This is a genomic window from Ruegeria sp. ANG-R, from assembly GCF_000813985.1.
Classification (GTDB): Bacteria; Pseudomonadota; Alphaproteobacteria; order Rhodobacterales; family Rhodobacteraceae; genus Ruegeria.
This window is the reverse complement of record NZ_JWLJ01000011.1, coordinates 212,294-237,578: the sequence shown is the minus strand read 5'-3', so window position 1 is coordinate 237,578 and position 25,285 is coordinate 212,294. Positions and strand designations below refer to the sequence as shown.

The following is a 25,285-nucleotide window of genomic DNA, read 5'->3' as shown; positions in this document are numbered from 1 at the left end:
CAGCATTCAGGTGGCCAGACCTCAAAGCATAGCGCATTGGAAAAAAACTTCTAATCCGATTGATCCAGAGACTCATTCCCTGCGTATCCTATTGTAAAAGCCGAATAACGAGGATGGAATGTTCGACGAAACCCGGGGCGTACGCAAAAAAATCGCAGTCATAGGCGCAGGCATTTCAGGTCTCTCCGCAGCTTATTACCTTTCCGAAAACCATGATATTACCGTGTTCGAGGCCGAGCCCCGACTGGGTGGCCACGCACGAACAGTGATGGCGGGGCGCAAAGGCGATCAGCCGGTCGACACCGGATTCATCGTCTTCAATTATGCCACATACCCGTATCTGACCCGGCTGTTTGACGAGTTGAACGTGCCAGTCACCAAAAGCGAAATGAGCTTTGGTGCAACCATCGACAATGGCCGCATCGAATATGGTCTGAACAACCTGCGCACTCTGACCGCTCAGAAACGCAACCTCGCCCGCCCGGCCTATTACAAGATGATTGCCGACATCCTGCGCTTTGGTAAAGAGGCCCCCGACGCCGCCCAGGACGATGACACCACAATCGGAGAGCTGGTGGATCAACTGCGCCTCGGCCACTGGTTCCGGCACAATTACTTGATGCCGATGTGCGGCGCGATCTGGTCAACGCCTGTTGAGTTTGTCGATCAGTTCCCGGCGCGTTCGCTGGTGCAGTTCTTCCGCAACCATGCGCTGCTGGCGTCGGGCCGTGCCAATCAGCACCAGTGGTACACGGTGAAGGGCGGCAGCATCGAATATGTGCGCCGGATCGAGGCCGCACTGCGTGCGCGTGGTGCTGACATCCGTCTCGCCTCTCCGGTGCAGCGGATCGAACGACATGATCTGGGTGTGACCGTTCATTCGGGCGGCGAGGCCGTTCTATTTGACGAAATCATTCTGGCCACCCACCCTGATCAATCGCTAGCCATTCTGGGCGATGCCGCGACCGAGGCCGAAAGAAACGCGTTCGGCGCGATCAAATATCAACCGAACAAAGCCATCCTTCACTGCGATCCTCGCCAGATGCCTCGTCGGCGCGCTTGCTGGTCCAGTTGGACCTACCGGTCACAAAAGGGCAATGTTGGGGTCACATATTGGATGAACCGGCTTCAGAACATCCCCGACAGCGATCCGCTGTTTGTAACACTGAACGCCGCCTCAGACATTCCCGCGGACAAAATCTATGACGAGGTCGAATTCGCCCACCCGGTGTTCGACAAAGCCGCCTTGCGTGCGCAAGGGCAAATCCGCGAGATACAGGGACAGAACCGAACATGGTTCGCCGGAGCTTACAACCGGCATGGCTTTCACGAAGACGGGATTGCCAGCGCAATGCACGTGGTCGAGCGCATCACCGGCACCCCGCAAATAATCGGAGCTGACAATGGTATTTCTGAGAAAGAACTCGCCGTTCCTGCCTCGGCCTAATCTGACCGCGACGTTGGTGTCGCTGATGCTGCTGGCCCCTGGAGGACTGGCAGCGTCACCCGTTTTTGGCGCCCTCAACGATGCCGAGTTACGCGGTACCGCAACCTTCCGCTACTTGGGTTTCCCAATCTATGATGCGCAGCTTTTCACGCCAGGAGGCACACCTCTGAACTGGAGCAAAGACTTCGGTCTTGAGCTGCGGTATCGCCGGAAACTCTCCAAGAAGGCCCTTGTGAACTCGACGCTGGACGAGATGAAGCGGATCGGCCGCGCTGCCCCGGTGCGCGCCCAGCTTGAGGTCTGTTTCGACGCCGTCAGCAAAGGTGATCGCTATCTCGCGATCTCGCAGGGGCCGAACAAGGTCGGCTTCTGGCTGAACGGGCGCAAAGTCTGCACCATATCCTATCCCGGGATCAAACGAAGCTTCATGTCGATCTTTCTGGGCGACAACACCCGCTCGGCGGCCTTCACGCGGTCATTGCGAGGCAACTGATGCTGTACCCGCGCGTCAGCCTCTATGCATTGATGCTGGCTGCGGCGGGTATCCCGCTTTACATCCACCTGCCGCGATTTGCTGCCGTGAACCTTGGCATCGGCCTGGGTGTGATCGGGACCGTTCTGCTGGTCATCCGGCTGGTCGATCTGGTGCAAGACCCGCTGATTGGCTGGGCGATTGACCGCTGGCCCGGTGGACAGATGTTGTTTGCCGCCACTGCCGCGTTGGGTCTGGCAATCGGGTTTCCTTTGCTCTTTGGTTTGCCGGATGGGGCAAATATTACCGTATTAGTGTCTATTTTGATCCTGCTGTTCTCAGCGTACAGCCTTGGAACCATCCTGCTTTACGGTCGCAGCGCGACGCTTGCGAAAGAGGCAAGCCCGAAAGAGCTGATGAGACAAGCGGCCTTCCGCGAGGGCGGCCAGTTGGCAGGTGTGATCATCGCAGCCGCTACACCTGCCGTCTTTGTCGCTCTGGGCGCCACGGCGCAGGGCTATCCTGCCTTCGGCCTGTTCCTTGGCGTTCTGGCCGTCGTGATACTGACCATAACCTTGCCCATGTGGAGGCGTACACCGATCACCGGTCAAGGCTTGTCCTACACCGGGCTGGCGCAGGCAGGGGCGCTGCGCTTGCTGAGCCTCGCGCTGATCAACAGCCTGCCCGTCGCGATCACCTCAACCCTTTTTCTGTTCTTTGTCGAAGACCGGCTGCAACTGCCGGGGAAAGCGGGGCCGCTGCTGATCCTGTTCTTCCTCAGCGCCGGGCTCAGCGTTCCGTTCTGGGCGCGGCTCAGCAACCGGATTGGCCCGAAACAGACTCTGATCATCGCGATGCCCCTGGCCATTCTCGGCTTTGTAGGGGCCGCCCTGCTGGCGCCCGGCAATCTGACCGGATTCGCGGTCATTTGCCTCGCCTCGGGTGCGGCGCTTGGCGCGGATATGGTTGTCCTGCCCGCCATGTTCTCGGTTGTTCTGACCCGCGCCGGGCTGAACGCGTCTGCCGCATTCGGCATCTGGTCCTTCGCGGGCAAGCTGGGGCTCGCCTTAGCCGCCTTTTTCACGCTGCCGCTGCTGGAACGCAGCGGCTTCACCCCCGGACAGGCCAATTCGGCTGAGGCTTTGAACACTCTCACGCTCGCCTATGCTGTCCTGCCCTGCATCTTAAAACTCGGAGCGTTTGGCTTGGTCCTGACCCTCCCGACAGAGGTCTCTGCCAAATGAAAACGCTCCTGTTCTGTCTGCTTGCCATTTTTGCTGTGTTCGCTGTGAAAAACCGTTTCCTCAGCTTCCGGTCGCAATCACCAACCGATTACAGCGGCACCGGGCCCGAATTTTCGCTGAAAAAGAACCTGAACGGCGAGATCCTCTCGGAAGGGTTGATCTACGGTCCCAATGGCAAGATGTCGAACAGCTTTGTCGCGCGTATGGTGGGCGAATGGGACGGGAATACCGGCACATTGTCCGAGTATTTCACTTATTCCAACGGCAAACAGATGACCCGCAAATGGTATCTGACGCTGGGCACGGGAAACACATTTACTGCAACTGCGGACGACATCGTAGGCGAGGGCAAGGGCGTGATCTCGGGCGCAACCGTGAAACTGACTTATCGGATCATCCTGCCCGAGGACGCCGGCGGGCATACGCTGGATGTGACCGACTGGATGTATCTGACCGATAACGGAGCGATCATGAACCGATCCGAGATGCGCAAGTTCGGCATCAAGGTTGCCGAACTGGTCGCCACGATGCGCCCGGCCCCCGAGGTAAAATCGACTCATCTGCACGGTGCAAATGGCCACGATACAGACTCTGAACTGAGGGTTTTGCAATGATGGCCCGCCGCTCTCTTGTTGCAATCGTCACTCTCGTCGGGCTGGCGGTGCTTGCCGCTTGCTCGGCCAAACCACGCGTCCCGAAGACGTTCCTGTCGGACCGTCAGCTGAACCTTGAAGAGTTCTTTGAGGGCAAGACTGTCGCATATGGCCAGTTTCAGGATGTATTGGGCAATGTCCCACGTCGCTTCACCGTCGACATCAACGGAACATGGGACGGTGAAACGCTGACGTTGGTCGAGGATTTCGTCTATGACGACGGCGCAACCGAACAGCGCGTTTGGACCCTGACCAAGACCGGAGAGGACAGTTGGACCGGCACTGCGCCCGGTGTACTGGGTTCAGCCAGCGGAATTGAGCGGGGCGATACGTTCAACTGGACATACAAGATCGACCTGCCGGTCAAAGACGGCACCATACGGGTGAATTTCGATGACTGGATGTGGCTCTTGTCCGATGACCGGCTGCTGAACCGGGCCTACGTCTCGCGCTATGGCGTGCGGCTGGGCGAGGTTATTCTGTTCTTCGAGAAAAAATAGTCACCCCGCCAGCAAGGCCAGCGAGGTGCAAAGGATCAGACGGTGCCGCCAAGGCTCCCCTCAAGCTCAACCAGTTCCTGACCACCTGCCATCATGTCCTGCAGCTCATCCGGGGTAATCTGTCCCCGTTGCGCCGTGCCCAGCGTCTGACCCCGGTTAAGCACAGTGAACCGGTCGCCAACCGCCAGCGCGTGACGGACATTGTGGGTGATGAATACCACGGCGATACCCTGTTTGCGCACCTTGTCGATGGTCGCCAGAACATTTGCAGTCTGTCGCACGCCCAGCGCCGAGGTCGGCTCGTCCAGGATCAGGACCTTGGCCCCGAAATGCACCGCCCGCGCGATCGCAACCGTCTGACGCTCGCCACCAGACAACGTGCCCACGGCCTGATCCGGCCCGCGCAGGTTGATGCCCATCTTGCGCATCTCTTCCATCGTGACCTTGTTGGCATAGTCATGGTCGAAGAAATTGATCGGACCGACTTTTTTCACAGGCTCATTACCCATGAAAAAGTTCCGGCTGACCGACATCAGCGGGATCATAGCCAGATGCTGGTGGACCGTCGCAATCCCCGCAGCGATGGCATCGCGCGGGTCGGCGAAATGCATCGGTTTGCCGTCGAACAAGATTTCGCCATGGGTGGGTTGATGCACACCGGACATGGTTTTGATGAAGGTCGATTTACCTGCGCCATTGTCACCAAGCAGACAGTGGCATTCGCCTGGAAAAACATCGACCGACACCCCTGCCAGCGCAATAACGCTGCCAAAGTGCTTTTCGATGTTTTTCATCTGGATAATGGGTGCGTGTTCGGGATTCATCTTAGCGCTCCCCTGTAATGATGCGGCGGATATAGGTGTTGAGGATCACCGCGCCCAGAAGGATCACGCCCAGAAACACGCGGAACAGTGAGCTTTCCACGCCTGCAAAAAACAGGCCTTGTTGGACCACCCCAAAGATCAGCGCGCCAAGCGCTGCGCCCAGAACCGAACCGTATCCGCCGGTTAGCAACGCACCACCAATGACCACGGCAATGATCGCCTCGAACTCTTTCAATAGGCCGCGGTCAGCACCGGCCGAACCGAACTCCATCACCTGGCAGGTGGCGAAAACAGTCGCGCAGAATGCGGTGAACATGAACATTGTCACTTTCACACGGTTCACGGGGACGCCCGAGTTACGGGCCGATTCCGCGTCGCCGCCTGCGGCGTATATCCAGTTGCCGAAACGGGTGCGGGTCAGAACGATATGCCCGATGATGACCAGCATGATTGCCCAGACGATCAGCATCGGGACGCCTTCAACCACCGGTTTGCCCTGCTGAGAGCCGCGTTCGAATACCGCGATCCACCCATTGTCACCCATCCACTGGAAAATGCCCTGACCGATCTTTCCACCGAAGACCGGCGCAAGCCAGTCGCCTTCGGCTGCGTCGCGAATGCCGCCGATGATGGTTTTGTTTTCGATCGTCTGGGGCAGGTAGATCGTGAAGCCACGCAAGATAAACAGCGATGCCAACGTCACGATGAAACTGGGAAGCCCGGTGGTGATGACAATCCAGCCATTGAAGGCGCCGATCAACATGCACAGGATGAAGGTGACGATGATCGACATCCACGCCGGCCAGCCGAGGATCACAAGGAAGATCGCGATCAGCATACCCGAGAACCCGATCATCGAGCCGACGGACAGATCGAACTCACCTGCAATCATCAGCAGGCAGGCACCGACGGCGATGATGACGAATTGCGCCGAAACCGTGCTCCAGTTCATGATGCCCTGTGCGTTGAACATGCCGGAATCGGTGGCAAAGAGCAGGAAGAAGGTGAATACGGCGACCGTTCCGACGATCCCGCCCAGTTCGGGCCGGATCAGCCAACGTCGCAGCGCTGACATTTCCTTGACGCGTTCGTCAGTGACTTGACTGGTGGTGGACATGGGGTGTCTCCACAAAAAAACTATGGGGGATCGAGTGGGTGGTGCGTTCAGGCACCACCCATGAGGATCAGCGGTATTCGCCCGCGAATTCCTCGACTTTGGTCAGGCCGTCAGCCGTAACGAAACCGGGGCCCGAGTTGATGTTGTTGCCCGGCAATACGCCGTAACGGTGATAGTTGGTCAGGATCACCACGGGCAGGTAAGCCTGCAGGAAGGGCTGCTGGTCGATACCCCAGTTGATGGTCCCATCCTTGATGCCTTTGACGATTTCCTCACCCAGATCGAAAGTCCCGAAATAGATGTCGCCGGCCATGCCGTTTTCATTCAGCGCAGCAACGGTCGGGTCTGCCGAGACCGGACCAAGCGTCAGAATGGCGTCGGTTTCGGGGTTCGCCGACAGATAGGCCAGCACCTTGTTCTTAACTTCCGCCGGGTCGGTACCGCTGTCGAGCATCGAATTGCCCAGTTCCACACCCAGACCATCCGCGAAGCCCTGGCAGCGCTCGGCAAGCGTCGGCTGCTGGATCGAGTGGTTCACACACAGGAAGCTGGCAATGCCATCGCCTTTGGCGCGCTGGCCAGCCGCCAGACCGGCATCATATTCGGGCTGTCCCACATACATCAGGGCACCCACTTCGCGGGCCTGATCCGGAGTACCGGTGTTCATGATGATGACATCGATACCGGAATCCACCGCCGCCGTGATCGGGCCTTTCAACACATCATAATCCGCCAGCGTCGTGATGATGCCGTTCGGGCCTGAGGCTGTGGCCTGTTCGATGATGCGTGCCATATCCGCAATGTCACCGGTGGGCGGGTTGCGATACTCGACCTCGACGCCCATCTGATCACCCGCAAGAGCGATGCCATTCTTGATTGTATTCCACCAGCTGTCGCTATCCGGCGCATGGCTGACCAGAATGTATTTCTCACCTTCCGCCGCTGCTCCAGTGGCCGCGATCAGCGGCGTCACCGCCACTACTGCTGCCAGCGCCAGCTTTTTCGTCAGTGAAGTCATGATGTCCTCCCAAAAACTCGTCGTTGTTCCGGAACAAGGCGGTCCTCTGCACCTTTCCGACTCGAGTTAGAACATATCTGTCAAATTTTTGCAACCGGTTGCAATTTGAATTGAGAGTGTTTCATACTGCATCTGCCAGAGAAAATGGGTAGAAGGGCTGCCACAAAGGATTAGGAAGGCCGGACAGAGCATGGTTGTCACGTTGAAAGAGGTTGCAGAACGCGCGGGTGTTTCCCGCTCTGCCGTGTCGCGCACTTTCACGGATGGGGCCTCGGTTTCCGACAAGATGCGCCGCAAGGTGGAAAAGGCCGCACAGGAGTTGGGCTACAGCCCGAACGCACTGGCGTCGTCACTGACCACAGGGCGGACCAAGCTGATCGGGCTGGTTTCGAACAACTTCCATAACCCGATTTTCCTGGAGGTTTTCGACCAGTTCACCCGCGGCTTGCAGGATCGCGGCCTGCGTCCGCTGCTGGTCAATTTGACGGACGAGGTCGACCCCGCGAATTCCGTAAGGATGCTGCGACAGTATTCCGTCGATGGCGTGGTCGTCGCGTCCTCTACCTTGCCGCCGGGGTTTTCCAAGGCGTTCCGGGATGCGGGTGTGCCGGTGGTACACAGCTTTGGCCGATCATCTTCATCGCCTCAGGTCCATGTCGTCGGTATCGACAATGTGGAATGCGGGCGCATGGCCGCTCGTGAATTGGTGGCCCGCAGATATTCGAAGGTTGCCTTTCTTGGCGGACCCGAAGCTGCAACCTCGACGCAGGACCGTCATTCCGGGTTCATGTCAGAACTGGCAAAGCACCCGCAGATCGAGGTGGCCTGCTCATTCGCCGACGCTTATTCCTTCGACGCGGGGCGACGCGAGATGCTGCGATTGTTGAACTGCAAACCAGCCGAAGCCTATTTCTGCGGCGACGACGTGCTATCCATCGGGGCGCTTTCTGCGATCCTGGACAGCGGCCTGGATGTGCCGGGGGATATCGGGATCATCGGCCTGAACGACATGGAAATGGCGCGATGGGAGAATATTAATCTCACCACCATCCATCAGCCGATCCGCCAGATCGTCAGTTCGTCAATCGAGTTGATGGTGGCGACACTGAACGAGCCTGATCGATATCCCGAGGCACGGATATTTCCCTGTTCCGTGATCGAACGGGGCACATTGCGCCCCGCTCCCTAAGCTCAGCGGAACATCGGTGGCCGGGCATCCATCCAAGCACCGCCCCCTTTCGCCGAGGCCACGGCAGTATGAACGGCAGCCATCGAACGCACACCGTCTGCCGCGTTGGGCAGACCGTCACGGGCTTCCCCGGCAATCGCATCCGCCAGATCGCAATAGATGTTGGCAACGGCCAGCGGAAACCCTTCGGGATGCGCAATCGCCACGCGGCTGAGGCGCTGAGCTTCCTCGTGCAAGCCGCCTTCGCCTTTTTCGATGATCTGAGTCCGACCACCCACAGGTGTATAAATCAATTGGTTGGGCTGCTCGGACGCCCAGCGCAGCCCGCCGGTTTCACCAAACACCTGAATGTCGAACCCGTGCTGCCGGCCGATCGCAACCGAGGAGGTCCAAAGACGCCCGACCGCACCATTCGACATGCGGAAATTCACCATCGCGTCATCTTCCAGCTCTCGGCTGGGGATGGTCGATGCAAAATCCGCCGACAGGGTTTCAACCTCATCGTCGGCAATGAAACCGGCCATGTGCAGCGCATGGATACCGCAATCGGCAAACTGACCGGAAACGCCCGCCATCGCCGGATCATAGCGCCAGCGGACGCGCGGATTGTCGGCATCGGTGGCATCTCCGTGATGGCCGTGGCTGAAGCTGGTGACGACCAGACGGACCTTGCCAATCTCACCTGCGCGCACCATCGCGCGGGCCTGACGCACCATCGGATAGGCAGAATAGCAATAGTTTACCGCGCAGATCTTCCCGGATTTCTCGGCGATTTTGACGATTTCTTCACCCTCTTCCACGGTCATGGTCATGGGCTTTTCGCACAGCACATTGAACCCGGCCTCAAGGAAAGCCTTGGTGATCTCAAAATGCGTCGCATTCGGTGTGGCCACAGTCACCAGATCAATCCGGTCCTCGCGCCCGCGTTCACCGGCCAGCATCTCGGTCCAATCGCCATAGGCGCGATCTGCCGCGATGCCCAACCGTTGGGCGTATTCGCGACCAACATCGGGTCGGTGGTCCAGCGCCCCGGCGGTGAAGTCGAACCGTCCATCCGCCAAAGCACCCATGCGATGCGCCGGTCCGATCTGGCTGCCTTCTCCGCCGCCAATCATACCCCATTTCAGCTTGGTCATCGCCCGGGCCTCCTTAATTGAAACCAATGGATTCGAGGTATTCGCGGTTCTTCCGTGCATCGCCCACCGGATCGGGATCAAGCGTCGGATCACAGTCCTGTTCGACCGTGCACCACCCGGTGAAGCCTGCATCCAGAAGCACCTGACGGACCGCCGGAAAATCCACGTCGCCCTCACCCAGATTGCAGAAAATCCCCTGTCCGCAGGCGTCATAGAAGCCCGTCCGATTGGCAATGACATCCGCCTTCACGGTTGGCGAAATATCCTTGAAATGCATGTACGAGATCCGGTCAACGTAGCGCTGCATGAAGTTCACCGGATCGAACCCGGCATAGGAATGGTGCCCTGTGTCGAAGCATATCTTCAGAAGATTTTCATCAACCTCATCCAGCAATCGGATGAGTTCCGGCTCAAAATCCATGAAACCTGCGGCATGGGCGTGAATGCCCACTGTCAACCCGTACTCCTCGGACCCAATCCGTGCGCTTTCGGCAATCCGGTCGCGATAAGCCGCCCATTCCGCCTTGTCCATCTGCTCGGCCTCTTCGGCGCGGCCAGCGGTGGGCGCGCGGCGAGGAGAGATTGCATCGATGAGAACCAGATGCTGCGCCCCGTGTGCCTTTAATGCGCGGGCTGTACGGTGGGTGGCGTCCAGCACATCTTCCCACGCATCCGGATCGTGATAATTACGGAAGACCACGCCGCCAATCAGCTCAAGGTCATGCTCGGCCAGCGCGTCGGCCAGAACCGCAGGGTCCTCGGGCATGAAGCCCACAGGGCCCAGTTCGATACCCTTATACCCGGCCTCCGCGCATTCGCTGAGAACGGTTTTCCAATGCGGATTGCGCGGGTCCTGCGCAAATTCCACGCCCCAGGAACAGGGCGCATTGCCAATTCTGATGCTCATCTTGTCTTGTCTCCGATGCTCAGAAATCTTCGATGTTTTTCCAGTTCTCGTCCGCTGCCGACGCCAGCGCCGCAGCGACGATCCGGTTGACCTCATGCCCGTCACGGAAGGTCGGCCAGACCGGTTTGCCCGTTTCGATCGCGTGCAGAAAATCGCGCGCTTCGATGATGATCTGATCCTGATAGCCTGTGCCGTGCCCCGGACCCTGACAGAACGGTTCATAGTCTGGATGGGCCGGGCCGGTCAGGATTTTACGGAAGCCGCGCTCGGCCTCAGGGCCGTCCATGCGGTAGAGCCATAACGCGTTCTGATCCTCCTGATCAAAGCGGATCGCGCCTTCGGTGCCGTTGATCTCATAGGCATAGCCCATCTTACGTCCGGTCGCGATGCGGCTGAAATACATCGATCCCATCGCACCATTGGCGAATCGCACCATCATCTGAGCGTGATCGTCATTGTCCACCTCCCCACCGGGACGGCTTGTGTGCACGGTCTCCACCTCGGCCATCACGCGCTCGATTGGTCCGATCAGGGCCAACGCTGCGTTAATCATATGCGGGGCCAGATCGCCCATCGTTCCGTTCGACATTCCGGTTGTGCGCCAGGTGGCAGGCGCTTGCGGGTGGGCGTAGAAATCTTCCGTATGCTCGCCCCGAAACCACGTGATGTCGCCGATTTTGCCATCGGCGATCAACTGGCGGGCAAATTGGCTGGCGGGCGTGCGAATATAGTTGAACCCGACCATGTTAGTCTTGCCCGAGGCGTCGGCAGCAGCCGCCATCGCAGCCCCATCCTCCAGCGATGACCCCAACGGCTTTTCGCACAGCACTGGTTTGCCCAGGGCGAACGCCGCCAGCGCGATCTCGCGATGCGTCTCCTGAGGGGTAGCAATCACGATGGCTTCGACCTTCGGATCGTTCACCAACTCGCGCCAATCATCGGTCGCGCGGGCGAATCCATACGCTTGGCGATACCGCTCGGCGCTTTCCGGGGATGACGCGCACACCATTTCCAGTCGCGGGCGCAAAGCGGTGTTAAACACTGCCCCAACCGAAGACATGGCGACCGCATGGGCCTTGCCCATATATCCGCCGCCCAGAATGCCAATGCCGATTTCTGCCATTCCGACGCCCTCCTCCGCTTTTTCCTGAAAACCATTTGCAACCGGTTGCAAAACTTGTATCGTGAGAATAGGACTCTCGCAAGCTGCATTCGGCATTGCACCTCAATTTTCCTAAAGGAGCCCGCAGACATGTCCGCGCAACATGACACCGTTTACCTGACAACGGCGCAGGCGATCATTCGCTGGCTGTCGAACCAGTTCATCGAGATCGACGGGCAGGAATATCGTTTATGTGGCGGAGGTTTCGGGATTTTCGGCCATGGCAACGTGACCTGTCTGGGCGAGGCTCTGAATACCGTTCGGGATGAGTTGCCGCTGTATCGTGGGCAGAATGAACAGAGCATGGGATTCGCGGCCGCAGGATATGCTAAGCAGTGGCTGCGTCAGCGATTCATGTTCTGTACCGCCAGCGCCGGGCCCGGTACTGCGAATCTGCTGACTGCCGCCGGGCTGGCCCATGCCAACCGCCTGCCAATGCTGATGCTCTGCGGGGATACCTTCATCACCCGCTTGCCTGACCCGGTTCTGCAGCAGATGGAGAACTACTATGACCCGACCTTTGGCGTGAATGACGCCTTCAAGCCGGTCAGCCGCTATTGGGATCGCATCACGCATCCGGCGCAAGTTATTCAATCGCTGCCCGCCGCCATTGCGACAATGCTGGACCCGGGCGATTGCGGGCCTGCTTTCCTCGGGTTGCCGCAAGACGTGCAGGGTTGGACCTATGACTACCCGGTGAAGTTCTTCGAGAAAAAAGTGCATCGCATTCGCCGCCAATCTCCGGATGCGGATGAAATCGCCGATGCCGCTACCGCGTTGGCAAGCGCGAAACGCCCGATGATCATCGCGGGTGGCGGCGTGCAATATTCGCAAGCCGTTGCCGAGCTGACCGAATTTGCTGAAAAGCACCAGATTCCGGTGGTCGAAACCATCGCTGGCCGCGCGAATATGCTGGCGACCCATCCGCTGAACATTGGCCCGCTCGGCGTAACCGGATCAGACAGCGCCAACGCGATTGCGGAACAGGCCGATGTGATCGTTGCCATCGGAACCCGGCTGCAGGATTTCACGACAGGATCATGGACGGCCTTTGCCAAGGACGCTCAGTTCATCTCGATCAACGCTGCGCGGCATGATGCGGGCAAGCACATGTCCTTGCCCGTTGTTGGGGATGCCAAGCTGTCGATTCAGGCTCTGACACAGGCGGTTGACTATACCGCTCCTGCCGAATGGGTCTCGCTGGCACAGGAAGAACGGCGCAAATGGGATGCCTATGTGGCCGAGAATGTCTCTTACGGAAACCGTCCGAATTCCTACGCTCAAGCCATTGGCGTTGTAAACGAGCTGTGCGACCCGCGCGACCGCGTGGTCGCTGCTGCCGGTGGTTTGCCCGCCGAGGTCACCGCCAACTGGCGCACTCTGGATATTGGCACGGTCGATGTCGAATTTGGCTTTTCCTGCATGGGATATGAGATCGCAGGCGCCTGGGGCGCGCGCATTGCCCAATCCGAGCGTGAGTCGGACAAGGACACGATTACGTTCTGCGGTGACGGCTCGTACATGATGCTGAACTCCGACATCTATTCCTCGGTCCTGAGCCATAAAAAGATGATTGTTCTGGTGCTGGACAATGGCGGCTTTGCAGTCATCAACAAGCTTCAGAACAACACAGGCAACGAAAGCTTCAACAACCTGCTGGAAGATTGCCCAACCATCCCCGAAGCCTTCGGCGTTGATTTCACGACCCACGCGGCCTCGATGGGAGCCTCCAGCGAAAAAGTCGCGAACCCGGCAGAACTGGCCGAAGCATTCAAGCGTGCCAAGGCCAGCGACAAGACTTATGTGATCGTCATGGATGTGGACGCCTACGAGGGCTGGACCACCGAAGGCCACACATGGTGGGAAGTTGGAACCCCCCATACCTCGGCCGATGCGCGCGTGCGCGATGCCCATGTTGAATGGGAATCCACCCGCGAAAAACAGCGTAAGGGTATCTGATGAAACGATTTACAGCAGAGGCAGCCGATCCTGACATCATCGTCGATGAGTTGCTGAATGGCGGCGGAGCGGTTGCCATATCAGGCCTGTTCACGCCCGAGGAAATTGCCGAGGCCCGTGCGATCGTCATGGAGCATTCCGAGGCGGCGGCAGAGAAGGTAACCCATTTTCAAGGCGCTGCAGAAGAAGATGGTAAGCTGAACCTGCAACGCCGGGTCTGGAACCTGTTGGCGAAAGGTGACGTGTTTTCCCGCATGGCCGCGCATCCGGTTCTGATGAAAATCCTGCGTAAATTTCTGGGGACCGAGTTCATCATGGGCTCAATCGCCGCCAACCGCATCCTGCCGGGCGGACCGGGTCAGGAGCCGCATGTGGATTATCCCTATTGGGACTTTCACAGTCCAGAAACGCATCCCGTCGGTCTGAATGGGTCATTTCCGATGAATGCACAGGTCTCGGTTCTGCTGGACCCGTTCACCAAGGAAAGCGGCGCGACCGGCTATGTGCCCGGGTCGCAGAAAGAGCTGCGGTATCCCACGCCTGAAGACAAGTTCTATGACAGATACGAGCAGATGACCGGCGAACCCGGTGATGTCGCGCTGTTCTATGGCGTGACATGGCATTGCGCGATGCCGAACAAAGCGGATCACGACCGCAGCGCGATCCTGATCCAGTACCTGCCCAAATGGGTCAAACCGATGGAAGATATGCCCGCCGCGTTGCCGCACAATTTCCTAGATCAAGCAAGCCCCGACATGCGGCAATTGCTGGGTCTGAACTATCCCTACCCCGAGGTGCTTGATGCCGCCCGGGCAGGCAATACTGAGGGGCGCACGTGACTCTGATCGAAGGCATAAAAGGCAACCGCTTTGCGGTGTTCGGACGGGCCGGAATGGACATGTTTGCCGATCCCATCGGAACCAAAAGCGAGGATGCAAAAGAGTTCCGTGCAGATCTGGGCGGATCGAGCGCCAATATCTGCGCCGGGTTGGTGAAACTGGGATCGCAAGCGGCGCTGGTCACCTCGGTCTCGGATGACGCTGTGGGGCGGTTCTGCGTGAACCGGCTGCGGGATTATGGCGTTGAAACGCGATATGTCCGTGCTGTGGGCGGCGAGGCGCGCACGTCCTTGGCGGTCTACGAAAGTTGCATCGAGGATTTCCAGAACGTCATCTACCGCAATGGTGCCGCCGATTTTCAGGTGACCGAAGCTGACATGGATGCGGTGGATTATACCTCGTTTTCTGCCCTGATCACGGCAGGCACAGTATTTGCGGCAGAGCCTTCACGCTCGGCTACGTTTCGCGCGTTTGAAAATGCACGCGCTGCAGGATTGCCGGTAATCTTCGACATCGATTATCGCCCCTATAGCTGGCCATCGCCCGAAGTGGCCTCAGAGGTTCTGACCCGAGCAGGCAACGAAAGTGATCTGATCGTCGGCAATGACGAAGAGTTCGGATTTATGGCGGGCGGCATCGAAAAGGGGTTGGACAAGGCCCGCGAACTGGCTGCAAAAGGCAAAATGGTGATCTACAAGATGGGCCACCAAGGGGCCATCACCCTGACCGACGGGCAAGAGATCCGCACCGGCATCTATCCGGTGACCGCCGTGAAGCCCAATGGCGCAGGCGATAGCTTCTTGGCCGGTCTTCTCGCCTCGATCGCCGCAGGGCATGACTTGCGTGACGCGGTGCTGCGCGGCTCGGCTTGCGCCTCCATTGTCGTGTCGAAACCCGGTTGTGCCGGGGCCATGCCGACAACGCCCGAACTGGACGAATTTCTGGCCCGACACCCGGGCCCCACGGATACCTGAAAGGAGACGCAGATGCATATCGCGCCCCATGACAACCAGAACAAACCCATCGTCGACGCCGACAATGATCTGGTGCCGCTGAACTATTTCAACATCGTCAAACTGAAAAAGGGCGAAGTGTTCGAATACGCCGTGCCGGGCTATGAGACCTGCATCGTGCCTGCGACTGGTACCGTTGATGTGGATGTAGACGGCGCGATCTATACCAACCTCGGCAACCGCACGATCGACGTCTGGGATGGCGACCCCGAAGGCGTTTACGTCCCCGTTGGCGCCAAGGTCCGCATCACCTGCGTGACGGACGAGACCGAAACCTTCATCGCAGGCGCGAAATTCGACCGCGTGCTTGAGCCTTTTGATGTCCGCGTGCCCGAGTTGGATCTGGTGCAGTATGGCTCGGACGACACCAAAACACACCGCAAGATCAAGCACATTCTTGGCGCAAACCACCACGACAAGGTGGGCCGCTTGCTGGTGTCTGAACTTTACACCGTGGGTCAGGGCGGCTGGTCCGGATTCCCTAGCCACAAACATGACACCGACCGCAAAGGTGACGATGGCGAGATGATCGAGACCCGCCATGACGAGACCTACAACTTCCGCTTCCGGCCCAACTATGGCTCGGGCATTCAAATGCTGCAGCGCGAGGATAACAAACCGGGCGATGCCTATCACATCATGGATGGCTCAACGATCATGATCGACAAAGGCTATCACCCTTGCGCGGTTTTGCCGGGGTACGAGATGTACTATTTCACCATCCTCGGCGGCCTGAGCCAGCGCTCGCTGAAGCAGTATTTCCAACCGACCCATGCAGCCCAATTGCACACGATCCCGGGCATCATGGACATGGTGGCCAAGTTCAAATGAGCCTTGTGACATTATCGGACGTGCTGCAACCCGCGCTGCGTGACGGCCATGCCGTGGCCGGTTTGGTCACGCTGGGCTGGGAAGATATGCGCGCCTATGTGGCCGCCGCCGAAGCCGAAGGCGTGCCCATCATTCTGCAGGCCGGGCCGTCCTGCCGCGAACACACGCCGCTGCCGGTTCTGGGCAAGATGTTCCGCCATCTGGCCGAGGGGGCCAGCGTGCCGGTCGTGGCCCATCTGGACCATGGCTATACCCATGAAGACTGCCGCATCGCCATCGACAGTGGCTTCACCTCAGTCATGTTCGACGGCTCGCGCAAACCTTTGGCGCAGAACATCGCCGAGACCGCCGCGATTGCCGAAATGGCCCATGCTGCCGGTGTTTCCTGCGAAGGAGAAATCGGCTTTGTAGGCTATTCCGGTGGCGAGGGCTCGGACGGCACCGATCCGGATGAGGCCGCACAATTCGCCCGTGAGACCGGCGTCGACGCGATGGCGATCTCGGTCGGCAACGTCCATCTGCAGCAGAACAAGGAAGGCGGTCTGGACGAGGCCCGTATCCGAGCCATTGAAACCGTAACCGAGGTGCCGCTGGTGATCCATGGCGGTTCCGGTGTGCCGGTTGCACAGCGCTCTGCGCTGGCACGCGGGTCGAAAATCTGCAAATTCAACATCGGGACCGAGCTGCGGATGGCTTTTGGGACCGCCTTGCGCGCGGCTGTGAATGCAGACCCGGACAGGTTCGACCGCGTTCAAATACTGAAAGAGACACACGAACCGGTTGTCGAGGCGACGCGCCGGGTACTGAAAGCATTCAAAGGGGCATGACATGCTGAATATCGGGCTACTTGGATGCGGGCGGATCGGGCAGGTCCATGCGCGTTCGATCGGGCAGATTGATGGCGCACGGGTCAGCGCGGTGGCAGACGCGTTTGCAGAACCGGCTCAGATGCTGGCCGACAAAACCGGCGCGCAGGTCCTGTCGGCGGACGACCTGATCGAAAGTGCGGATGTCGATGCTGTTGTCATCGGCACACCGACCGACACCCACTACGACCTGATCCACAAAGCGGCCAACGCAGGCAAAGCGATCTTCTGCGAGAAACCGGTCGACATGTCCGCCGACCGCATCCGCGACTGCATCAAATTAGTCGAAGCCACGGGCGTGCCTTTCATGACCGCCTTCAACCGGCGCTTTGACCCAAACTTCGCCAACATCCGGTCCCGCATCGTCAATGGAGAGATCGGAAACGTCGAGATTGTCACGATCCTGTCGCGCGATCCCTCCCCGCCACCGATCAGCTATATCGAAAGCTCGGGCGGGTTGTTCCGCGATATGATGATCCACGATCTGGACATGGCCCGCTTTTTACTGGGCGAGGAGCCGGTCAGCGTCTACGCGGTTGGCTCATCGCTGGTCGATCCCGAGATCGGCAAGGCAGGGGACGTCGATACCGCTGCGGTTACGCTGACCACAGCCAGCGGCAAAATCTGCCAGATATCGAACTCTCGCCGCGCCAGCTATGGTTATGACCAGCGTATCGAGGTGCATGGAGAAACAGGTATGTTGCGTGCCGAGAACATGCTGGAAAACACGGTCGAGCTCGCCACGCCTGCCGGGTTCCGCAAAGCCCCGGCACAGCACTTCTTTCTGGAGCGCTATGAGGCCGCCTACCGCGCTGAGATGGCGCATTTCGTCGCCGCAGTCGCGGAATCCAAACCTCTGTACCCCGGCATCGTCGACGGTTTGCGGGCACAGGTTTTAGCTGATGCGGCTGCGGATTCTCTTACCCAGGGCAAAGCGCTCACGGTAGATTGAGAGCCGCCCGGCAGAAAGGTACGACGCGCCAAACTCGTACCCCCTCAGGAAATCGTCAGACGTCTTCTAGGCGCGCCGTAGTTGTTTGGTATCTGCATGAGATGTCTGGAATGTGTCTGGAAGATTAATTTTTTATGGTTGTCACTCGTTTTCCAAGCCGACCATTTGTTTTTGACATTGGAATGATGCGAGGGCCCGACACGAAGCCTGCAAGGACTTGTGCCTTTAATTACACGCGCGCCGCGCGCTCAAACAATAAACTTTGGGAACACCAGAAAGATGGTCAACGCAACCGAACCGTCCTTGATACCAGTATCAAAGAAGCTCTCTGAGTTCATAAAGAACCCCAGCGTATGATAATCGAATTCTCGAGTTTACTGCACTCAGCGGCAAGGTTTCTGCCGGTCGGACTCGCTCTGGGGAACCTTTGGCAGACGACACCACGACCTTAGATTTTTTGACCAGCCCGCGAGATCCCGGCCTTCTTAAACTACGCAACCGTTCCGTGTTCCGAACCAATGAGCATACCACGCTGCAGAGATCAGTGCATCCTACGACTAGTTCGCTGCAGCGCGGCAAATTACTTGGTGGCGCTGACATCTCCAGGAATACATCCACGCGCGCAGAACCTCATATCGCCTGGAGCTATAGATACGATATCGACATCATTCGCTGGTTTGTTTTTGAAATCGATATCAAGGCAACTGTTTGCGTTCGGATTATAGTATTTGTTCCTTGGATCGACATTTCCAAACTCATCGAATCCAGAGATCAGTTGCATATCACTTTGCCATCTCTCTCCTGTCAGGGTGAGGTTGGAATAGTAGGCCAACAATCTGACCGATTTACCCTTCGCAAACATCTTGTAGGTCATCTTGACCCCACCTATTGTCTTGTCGATTTCTCCCTGTTCCAAACCAGATTCAATCGCAATAACCCATCTCCTTTTCAGCGGGATGGAAACGACTACACCGCCTTCATCACATTCCAGCTTCTTATGCGAATATACATTCAGCACTGCATTGGTTCTAACCGGGTTGGTGTGAAGACGTATATCACTGTAGACGGGAATGATAGTTGCGTTACCTATCGGAGCGCCGTCGACGACGCAGTTCTTCTGCAGGACTGCTAGCTCTGTTAAAACCATGTCAGAGAACGAAGCCGCAAACCCACCTTCCAAGGACTGGCTTATCAATTCAGACATCCCAGGCGCCTCCAGAACACGAGCGCCTTCGTATTCCTTGAAAATTTCAACGGGATTCAATGGCACTATTTCAGGTGGCGTAGAGAATAGCAGGTTCTCGGGATCGCTCTCGTCGACAATTGGGTGATACTGAAATGTAAACAGTTCGGTGCCGCCAGAGAAGCGCGGGACTCCGTCTTCGAACACCACGGTTCCGTCTTCGGACCAAATTTCCTGCGCCAGAAGTGGCTTTTGGAATGCAAGCGACAAGGCCGCACTAATAATCGAAACGCCTAAAGCACTCTTTCTAAACATAACTTCCCCCAAGAACTTGATGCTATATTGGAAACAATATGGGGTATTATTGTATAAATTTTCTATTTTTGCAAATATCAGGCCGCCTCTCGTTAACCGCTGTGGCATCAGCTTGCCTTGCCCGAGAGCTAATTTTGACACATTGGCTCTGAAAACCCCGCGTTGTCAGAGCTCCCTGTTCACTTCAAAGTGTCTTCAGGCCGAGCACCAAGCAGTTTTGTTTCAACATGATCTGTGAAGCGACGCTGATATCGGACGCTCCATGACTTTTCACCCGATCTGACGTGCTCGATGACCTTCAGACCTTCAGATATTTCGCCCGCCAAAAAATGTGCGTCCGCGAGTAACGTCTGGGCATAAAGCACTATCTGGGTTGATCCGGTCTGAAGGTAGTCTTCAATGCCTGCGCTGATCTCATCAATCCCGTCTGCGTGGTGACCATCCGACGCTTGCGCCCAACCTCTCAATATTCGGCCCCACGCGGCCCAATAGTGAAATTCCCGTTCCTGACTGATCTCAATGGCGCAGTTGACCAACTCCAAAAGGGCTTCTGTATCGTCAAGTACCTGATAGGCGGTGGCCAGAATGTTGAGACCATAACACCTTGTGAAATCATGAGATTCGTTTCCAATCAAAGCGGACAGCTTTGCTATTTCATCTCGAAGCTCATCACTTTCTCCGACTTTCAGTGCTTTGGCCCAGCACCGCATTGCAAGATCGACGAAATGTATGTCGGCCTCATGATAATTGAATAAATCATCCGACCCAGCTTGCTCTCGCAGGGCGATCGCGCGATCAAATGCAGCAATTGCTGTATCCAGATTACCCAGCATGAAATTGCTCATCCCGGTGTTGTGCGCTGCAAGCGCTGCCATCGTAGAGCTTTCAGCCCGCTGGGCAACTTCGTCCAGATAGTCACAGAGGACTCGTGCGCCGAGAGGATCGCCCAGTGTGAGCTGTGCGCCAAACTGAACATGCACCGCCAGAAACGCGTCTTCAGAACTGGCCGCGGACCGGTCAAGCAGATGGCGAAAGCGATCTAAATTCTCAAGAACTTCTTTCGATCCAAAGGCCCGGGTACTGAGGGCAACATTCAGCATCTTGCGCAAGGCGATTTCTTGTTGGTCGCCGTCCGGGTTGGGCTCGATCTTTGCGTTCTCGGACAGGGCTTTGTTGAGGTGGTGTATCGTCTCTTCGTTAGCAAAACGATCATTTGAAACGACGGCCGCCTGTCTCCAGGCATCCCGAGCCTGTCGCGGCAAGTCCGCACGGCCATAATGCTGCGCCAGCAACTCGGGGTTCTGTCCGACCAAATCACTGAAAGACGTTGCCATGACATCCGCGATGCGGCTGTGCACAGCCCGTGCGCGGCTGGGCAGCATCAGATCATAAGCCGCTTCCCGTATCAGCGCGTGACGAAACGAATATGTGCCTTCGGAGCGAACGCCGCGCCGCACGAGTATATGTGCCTCAACCAACTCGTCCAGCATACTCAGGGTCGCTTCTATCGAATGATTGCTGACTGTACTAACCATCGCCGGCAGGATGTTACGTCCAATAGCGGCGCAGATCGGGACAATCTCGCGCGCTGAGTCCAACTTGTCGATCATTGCCCAGAACAGTTCCTTGAGCGTGGATGGCAAAGCCAATTTGTTCTGGTGGGTCGACGGGTCGCCTGGTTCGGCAAATCGGTTATCGACCATCCGCGCCATTTCTTCGGCAAACAGGGGTACACCATCAGTTCTGGTGGCAATCTGATCTTTCATTTCCTGCGTGACTTGCTCAGACTGCAACAACTCATCGAGCATTTGATGCACATGATCCCGGTCGAGCCGTGAAATCTGCAAAGAAACCACGCCGCTCTTGTCGGTCCAGGGTGGGCGATAGGTCGGGCGAAACGTGCAGACGATCAAAACGGGCCTTGATCTGAGGCGCTCGATGAGCAACTCGACGATTTCTTCAGTTGACGGGTCGATCCAGTGCAGGTCTTCAAACAACAACAGCACCGGGCGACGCCGGGAGAGTTCCACCACGGTTTGCACCATCGCATCCTGAAATTGCGTCTTCAGACGATCAGATGGCAGCCTGGGCAACTCGTCGTCGCCGGCTATTGGCAGCGACATAGCATTCGCAAAGAGAGGCAGATTTTTTTCGGAAACTTCTGACCACTCCGCGAATAACTGCCTCAGTTTTTTGAGTTTCTGGTCAACGCTATCAGACCTGCGGAAATCAGCCATATGGCTAATACAGCTTACAACGGGAAAGTGCGCACTGCGTTCATGGTTGGGCGAACACTGAAAGCTAAGTTGCAGGCACTGACGGGTGCCAAAACCACGTGTCGCGGCTTCTACAAGGCGCGATTTTCCGATCCCTGCCTCGCCACACAGCATTACGGCTTGGCCGTTACCGCGTCGCGCTGCGCGCCAGTGCTTCATGATGGTCTCTATTTCGTCAACTCGGTTGACAAATGGTGCATCGGCAGTTCTCTGACGGGCTCGAAAACGCAGTTCCGGCACTTCCGAACTTAGCACCTGCCAAATGCCAACAGGCTTCTCGAACCCCTTAAGCTCTTGTTTTCCCTTCCACTCGCAGACGAAGTTCTTGCCGATAAGCAGTTTGGTGTGTTCGCTGATAGCAACGGTTCCCGGATCGGCCAACTCCTGAACGCGGGCAGCCAAATTCGGAACTTCGCCAAATACCAATCCACCCAAAGTGGAGTGACCGTCCACCACGGCTTCACCGGAAGAAACACCGACGCGAACCCCGATGGTCTGCCCGTCCCCATGTTTGATCTTTTCGATCGAGCCACAAATTTCCAATCCTGCGGCAACTGCCCGTTCAGCGTCGTTTTCCTCGACCGTCGGATATCCGAAATAAGCGACGACACCGTCTCCGATAAACTGGGCGATGTGCCCCTGATGTCCGCGAATAATCTCAAAACACAAGGCCTGATAGTCGTGGAGAACCGCACGGTATTCTTCCAGATCAAGTTGGCTTGAGAGCCATGTGGAGCCGACCAGATCGATGAAGACAAGTGTCAGGTAGCGACGCTCGGGAATGTGATCCGAGGTGCCGGGTCTTATCGCACGAAGGATATCGGGCTTTGCCGTTCGATCGAACTCACCACCTGAATTGGCGTATTGATGCGTGTGCAAATCTTCGATCGCAAGCATCATGCGTTTTCGGTCACCCAGATTGAGGCCAAGCTCGATCAGATCGTTTTCGGTGAGTGTGGCAACAAGGTCCAGATCAATCGAGTTGGCGGCGAAGGCATCATAGTATTTCTCGAGCGAGATACTTTCTAACCATGTCCTGATGCCCGCCATCTTGTTTCCCCGGTCGAAATTGTCTCAAAGAATATTATTTTCTATTCAACTGGCGTCTGGCAGAACGATTAGTTTTTCGCCGAAATCTACCATACGGCCGTTTGGAAATCGGTTTGATCAGACAGCACACGTAACGAATTGATCAATATAATAGCACGCCCCACTCCGCTTATCCTATCCTGATAAGGAAATTGCGTCCACCAGATCAATTTTCTAACGCTTGGTCCCTTGGGGCGGTTAAGGTTGATTTGATAAGGCAGTGTTGGCAACGTACAACGAGCGGTTTTGAATTGAAGGCTGAAGTGCTTTGCGTTTTACGTCAGCACCACAGCAAGCCGTCGAGGTCGCACTAAGGTCAGGGCTCAATGTACAATCAGCCCGAAACCATATGGCCGCTATCATTTATCCTATTCCGCTGCGGTTGCTTCAATCTCAAACAGCAGTCCGGGGACGGCGAGGCGTGTGACACCCAGTAAGGTCATCGGCGGGGCGACTCCATGCGGGCCAAAACGCACCCCCAGCAGATCGAGGTTCTTCAGCGCGTCATCAACGTCGGTGGCATATAAACTCAGTTTGATGACATTGCTCAGATCCATGCCGGTGTTTTTGAGAAGGGCTTCGAGATTGTCTAGGGCCAAGGCGGTCTGCCCTGCGCAGATGACCGCACGCGTTGCGTCCTCAATCGCTTCGGCTTGATTGTAGCCTAGCTTAATCGATCCTTCCCAAGGGTTTAGCGCTGTCCGCTCCATGTTGCCTTTTCCTTTAGTTGCGATGCTTCAACCGGTGTAGATCAAAACGGTGCCAAAAATTGACACCTTTTGTGTTACGAGTTCTTCATGAACATTCGACCCCGACGAGAAGCGATCGTGCGGAACCTCCGTCGAAACTGTACATCGAAAATTGATACTCTTGCTGATGAAGTAGGCGCGTCAGGCAGATCGAGAACTTCACCGAGGCCAATACACAATGTGCGTTGTATAATTCGAAAACACTTTGAGTGTGGTTCCGGCAATGACTTCAAGTACGGTCTCGCCAAGCCCAACCTAAACACTTGGCTCGCATCAAAAAAATCCTAGACGAAGCGCTAGTTCGCTGCGGCTGCTCCAAGGTTTTGCTTGGTGCTCTACTTCTCAAGAGCGTTGGTGGGCCAATTCAAGCGTGTCTGCCAGATCCCGCTGCTCAACACTTTCAAAGACGATTGATGTTTCAATGCGGCTGATCTCCTCGCGAGAGGAAAACCGCTCTACAACCAGCCTATGCAGATGAGACGTATCCCGCGTCACAACTTCGACAATGGCGTCGAAGCGCCCGCCGATCATTCGACCCGCGCGCACCTCTGGGATTTTCAAGATTTCTCTGAGAAACCGATCAAGTTCCGTCTTCTGATGTTCGGCCATCTGGATGAAAAGAAGCGCTTTTAATGATAGTCCCAACCGATCCAAACGGATGTCCGTGTAGGTTCCCGCAATCAAGTCGCTTTCCTGCAGCCGCTTCAGCCGTTCATGTACGCTCGAGGCTGACAGGCCGACCTCATAGGACAGTTCCTTATTGGTCATCCGTGCATTCTTCGACAAAAGCGCCAAAATCCGTTGATCTGTTCGGTCGATTTCCATTTTGACCCCTTCTTCCCGAAATCGCTTCGATGGCACTGACAGTAGTCGGATGATAAACGTCAATTAAGCCGTAACACAGAACTATATTCGGCAATATGTAAATTTTTACAAAATAAGAAAGGAGATGCGAGATGGAACTCTCAACTTTCCTCGCCTTCGCGTTCATAGCGTCAGTCACGCCGGGGCCATCGCATGTTTTACTTACGACGGTTGGCGCACGGATGGGTATTCTGCGCGGCGTGCCGGCCCTTCTGGGAACGGCAGTGGGCACTGGCCTCGTTCTGTTCATCGTTGGGTTCGGTCTTGGCACGACCATTCTGGAGCACGACATGGTCTTGTCTGCGCTACGCATCGTCGGGATGGGAGCGATCCTCTGGCTGGCATGGATGATTGCAACCGCACCTGTTGCAGACGCATCAAAACCGGACAACGCACAGGCCTTAGGCTTTGTGCCTGCGTTCCTGCTTCAATGGCTGAACCCCAAGGCATGGATTGTTTCGGTGTCGATTGTCGGGGCGTTCATGGCCGCAGACGGGTCTGCCTTTTTACAGGCGGGCACGCTCAGCGCGGTGTTCATTTCTGCTGCTATTCTGGGATGTTTCCCATGGCTTGCCAGCGGGGCCGCTCTGCGAAAGCTACTACAGAACCCAATGGCCGCACGGGTCTTCAACTATGCCCTTGGCTTGAGCATCGCCGCATCCATGATCACGATTATCTGA

The 25,285-nt window shown here is 56.9% G+C and carries 23 protein-coding genes; 13 read left to right on the top strand and 10 right to left on the bottom strand.

Features of this window, described 5'->3' with window-relative positions:
• Positions 1-118: 118 nt before the first annotated feature.
• Genes RA27_RS19485 through RA27_RS19465 form a run of 5 tightly spaced genes read left to right on the top strand, consistent with a single transcriptional unit; the run spans position 119 to position 4,316 of the window.
• Positions 119-1,447 (top strand): FAD-dependent oxidoreductase, encoded by a 1,329-nt coding sequence (locus tag RA27_RS19485; protein WP_039542967.1) that lies wholly within the window; start codon positions 119-121, stop codon positions 1,445-1,447.
• Positions 1,404-1,940 carry a hypothetical protein gene (locus RA27_RS19480; RefSeq protein ID WP_039542966.1) on the top strand — a complete coding sequence of 179 codons (537 nt, stop codon included), beginning with the start codon at positions 1,404-1,406 and terminating at the stop codon, positions 1,938-1,940. The genes RA27_RS19485 and RA27_RS19480 overlap by 44 nt, the downstream gene beginning before the upstream one ends.
• Positions 1,940-3,163 carry an MFS transporter gene (locus RA27_RS19475; RefSeq protein ID WP_039542964.1) on the top strand — a complete coding sequence of 408 codons (1,224 nt, stop codon included), beginning with the start codon at positions 1,940-1,942 and terminating at the stop codon, positions 3,161-3,163. The genes RA27_RS19480 and RA27_RS19475 overlap by 1 nt, the downstream gene beginning before the upstream one ends.
• A complete protein-coding gene (locus RA27_RS19470) occupies positions 3,160-3,777 on the top strand; it encodes a DUF3833 domain-containing protein (protein WP_039542962.1) in 618 nt (205 codons plus the stop codon). The genes RA27_RS19475 and RA27_RS19470 overlap by 4 nt, the downstream gene beginning before the upstream one ends.
• The gene (locus tag RA27_RS19465) at positions 3,774-4,316 is read left to right on the top strand and encodes a DUF3833 domain-containing protein (protein ID WP_039542961.1); all 543 of its coding nucleotides are present in this window, start codon (positions 3,774-3,776) and stop codon (positions 4,314-4,316) included. Before RA27_RS19470 ends, RA27_RS19465 begins: the two co-directional genes overlap by 4 nt.
• A 35-nt stretch (positions 4,317-4,351) precedes the next feature.
• Here the strand turns inward: RA27_RS19465 and RA27_RS19460 are convergent, their stop codons facing one another.
• The 3 genes from RA27_RS19460 to RA27_RS19450 all read right to left on the bottom strand — a co-directional run bounded on the left by RA27_RS19460 (position 4,352) and on the right by RA27_RS19450 (position 7,275).
• The gene (locus RA27_RS19460) at positions 4,352-5,140 is read right to left on the bottom strand and encodes an ATP-binding cassette domain-containing protein (protein ID WP_039542959.1); all 789 of its coding nucleotides are present in this window, start codon (positions 5,138-5,140) and stop codon (positions 4,352-4,354) included.
• A gap of 1 nt (position 5,141) precedes the next feature.
• Entirely contained in the window at positions 5,142-6,257 is a 1,116-nt protein-coding gene (locus RA27_RS19455) for an ABC transporter permease (protein ID WP_039542956.1), read from the bottom strand.
• 67 nt (positions 6,258-6,324) lie between these two features.
• Positions 6,325-7,275, bottom strand: a complete 951-nt coding sequence (locus RA27_RS19450) for a sugar ABC transporter substrate-binding protein (RefSeq protein WP_039542955.1) — start codon at positions 7,273-7,275, stop codon at positions 6,325-6,327.
• A gap of 190 nt (positions 7,276-7,465) precedes the next feature.
• Here RA27_RS19450 and RA27_RS19445 point away from each other — a divergent pair, with 190 nt between their 5' ends.
• A complete protein-coding gene (locus RA27_RS19445) occupies positions 7,466-8,464 on the top strand; it encodes a LacI family DNA-binding transcriptional regulator (protein ID WP_039542954.1) in 999 nt (332 codons plus the stop codon).
• Positions 8,465-8,466: 2 nt separating this feature from the next.
• On the opposite strand, the gene RA27_RS19440 is transcribed toward RA27_RS19445, so the two are convergent.
• Genes RA27_RS19440 through RA27_RS19430 form a run of 3 tightly spaced genes read right to left on the bottom strand, consistent with a single transcriptional unit; the run spans position 8,467 to position 11,630 of the window.
• Positions 8,467-9,600 carry a Gfo/Idh/MocA family oxidoreductase gene (locus RA27_RS19440; protein ID WP_039542953.1) on the bottom strand — a complete coding sequence of 378 codons (1,134 nt, stop codon included), beginning with the start codon at positions 9,598-9,600 and terminating at the stop codon, positions 8,467-8,469.
• A gap of 13 nt (positions 9,601-9,613) precedes the next feature.
• Entirely contained in the window at positions 9,614-10,507 is an 894-nt protein-coding gene (locus tag RA27_RS19435) for a TIM barrel protein (protein WP_039542952.1), read from the bottom strand.
• A gap of 19 nt (positions 10,508-10,526) precedes the next feature.
• The gene (locus tag RA27_RS19430) at positions 10,527-11,630 is read right to left on the bottom strand and encodes a Gfo/Idh/MocA family oxidoreductase (RefSeq protein WP_039543222.1); all 1,104 of its coding nucleotides are present in this window, start codon (positions 11,628-11,630) and stop codon (positions 10,527-10,529) included.
• 129 nt (positions 11,631-11,759) lie between these two features.
• On the opposite strand from RA27_RS19430, the gene iolD reads away from it, so the two are divergent.
• The 6 genes from iolD to iolG are packed head-to-tail and all read left to right on the top strand — an operon-like array spanning position 11,760 to position 18,129.
• Positions 11,760-13,628, top strand: a complete 1,869-nt coding sequence (iolD, locus tag RA27_RS19425) for a 3D-(3,5/4)-trihydroxycyclohexane-1,2-dione acylhydrolase (decyclizing) (RefSeq protein WP_039542950.1) — start codon at positions 11,760-11,762, stop codon at positions 13,626-13,628.
• On the top strand, positions 13,628-14,467 hold the full coding sequence (locus tag RA27_RS19420) for a phytanoyl-CoA dioxygenase family protein (RefSeq protein WP_039542948.1): 840 nt from the start codon (positions 13,628-13,630) through the stop codon (positions 14,465-14,467). Before iolD ends, RA27_RS19420 begins: the two co-directional genes overlap by 1 nt.
• On the top strand, positions 14,464-15,441 hold the full coding sequence (gene iolC / locus RA27_RS19415; RefSeq protein ID WP_039542946.1) for a 5-dehydro-2-deoxygluconokinase: 978 nt from the start codon (positions 14,464-14,466) through the stop codon (positions 15,439-15,441). The genes RA27_RS19420 and iolC overlap by 4 nt, the downstream gene beginning before the upstream one ends.
• A gap of 12 nt (positions 15,442-15,453) precedes the next feature.
• Entirely contained in the window at positions 15,454-16,311 is an 858-nt protein-coding gene (locus RA27_RS19410; RefSeq protein WP_039542944.1) for a 5-deoxy-glucuronate isomerase, read from the top strand.
• Complete coding sequence (locus RA27_RS19405; RefSeq protein WP_039542941.1) at positions 16,308-17,138, top strand: class II fructose-bisphosphate aldolase; 831 nt, start codon at positions 16,308-16,310, stop codon at positions 17,136-17,138. The genes RA27_RS19410 and RA27_RS19405 overlap by 4 nt, the downstream gene beginning before the upstream one ends.
• A gap of 1 nt (position 17,139) precedes the next feature.
• Entirely contained in the window at positions 17,140-18,129 is a 990-nt protein-coding gene (iolG, locus tag RA27_RS19400; protein ID WP_039542939.1) for an inositol 2-dehydrogenase, read from the top strand.
• Positions 18,130-18,709: 580 nt separating this feature from the next.
• Here the strand turns inward: iolG and RA27_RS19395 are convergent.
• From RA27_RS19395 to RA27_RS19380, 4 genes are all read right to left on the bottom strand, one after another.
• A complete protein-coding gene (locus RA27_RS19395; protein ID WP_152610750.1) occupies positions 18,710-19,768 on the bottom strand; it encodes a hypothetical protein in 1,059 nt (352 codons plus the stop codon).
• A 38-nt stretch (positions 19,769-19,806) separates the two neighbouring features.
• Positions 19,807-22,953 carry an adenylate/guanylate cyclase domain-containing protein gene (locus tag RA27_RS19390; protein ID WP_039542936.1) on the bottom strand — a complete coding sequence of 1,049 codons (3,147 nt, stop codon included), beginning with the start codon at positions 22,951-22,953 and terminating at the stop codon, positions 19,807-19,809.
• A gap of 407 nt (positions 22,954-23,360) precedes the next feature.
• Complete coding sequence (locus tag RA27_RS19385) at positions 23,361-23,702, bottom strand: Rid family hydrolase (protein ID WP_039542934.1); 342 nt, start codon at positions 23,700-23,702, stop codon at positions 23,361-23,363.
• A 381-nt stretch (positions 23,703-24,083) separates the two neighbouring features.
• Positions 24,084-24,566, bottom strand: a complete 483-nt coding sequence (locus tag RA27_RS19380) for an Lrp/AsnC family transcriptional regulator (protein ID WP_052265398.1) — start codon at positions 24,564-24,566, stop codon at positions 24,084-24,086.
• A gap of 131 nt (positions 24,567-24,697) precedes the next feature.
• Between RA27_RS19380 and RA27_RS19375 the strand changes: the two genes are divergently transcribed.
• Positions 24,698-25,285 carry a LysE family translocator gene (locus RA27_RS19375; RefSeq protein ID WP_082025203.1) on the top strand — a complete coding sequence of 196 codons (588 nt, stop codon included), beginning with the start codon at positions 24,698-24,700 and terminating at the stop codon, positions 25,283-25,285.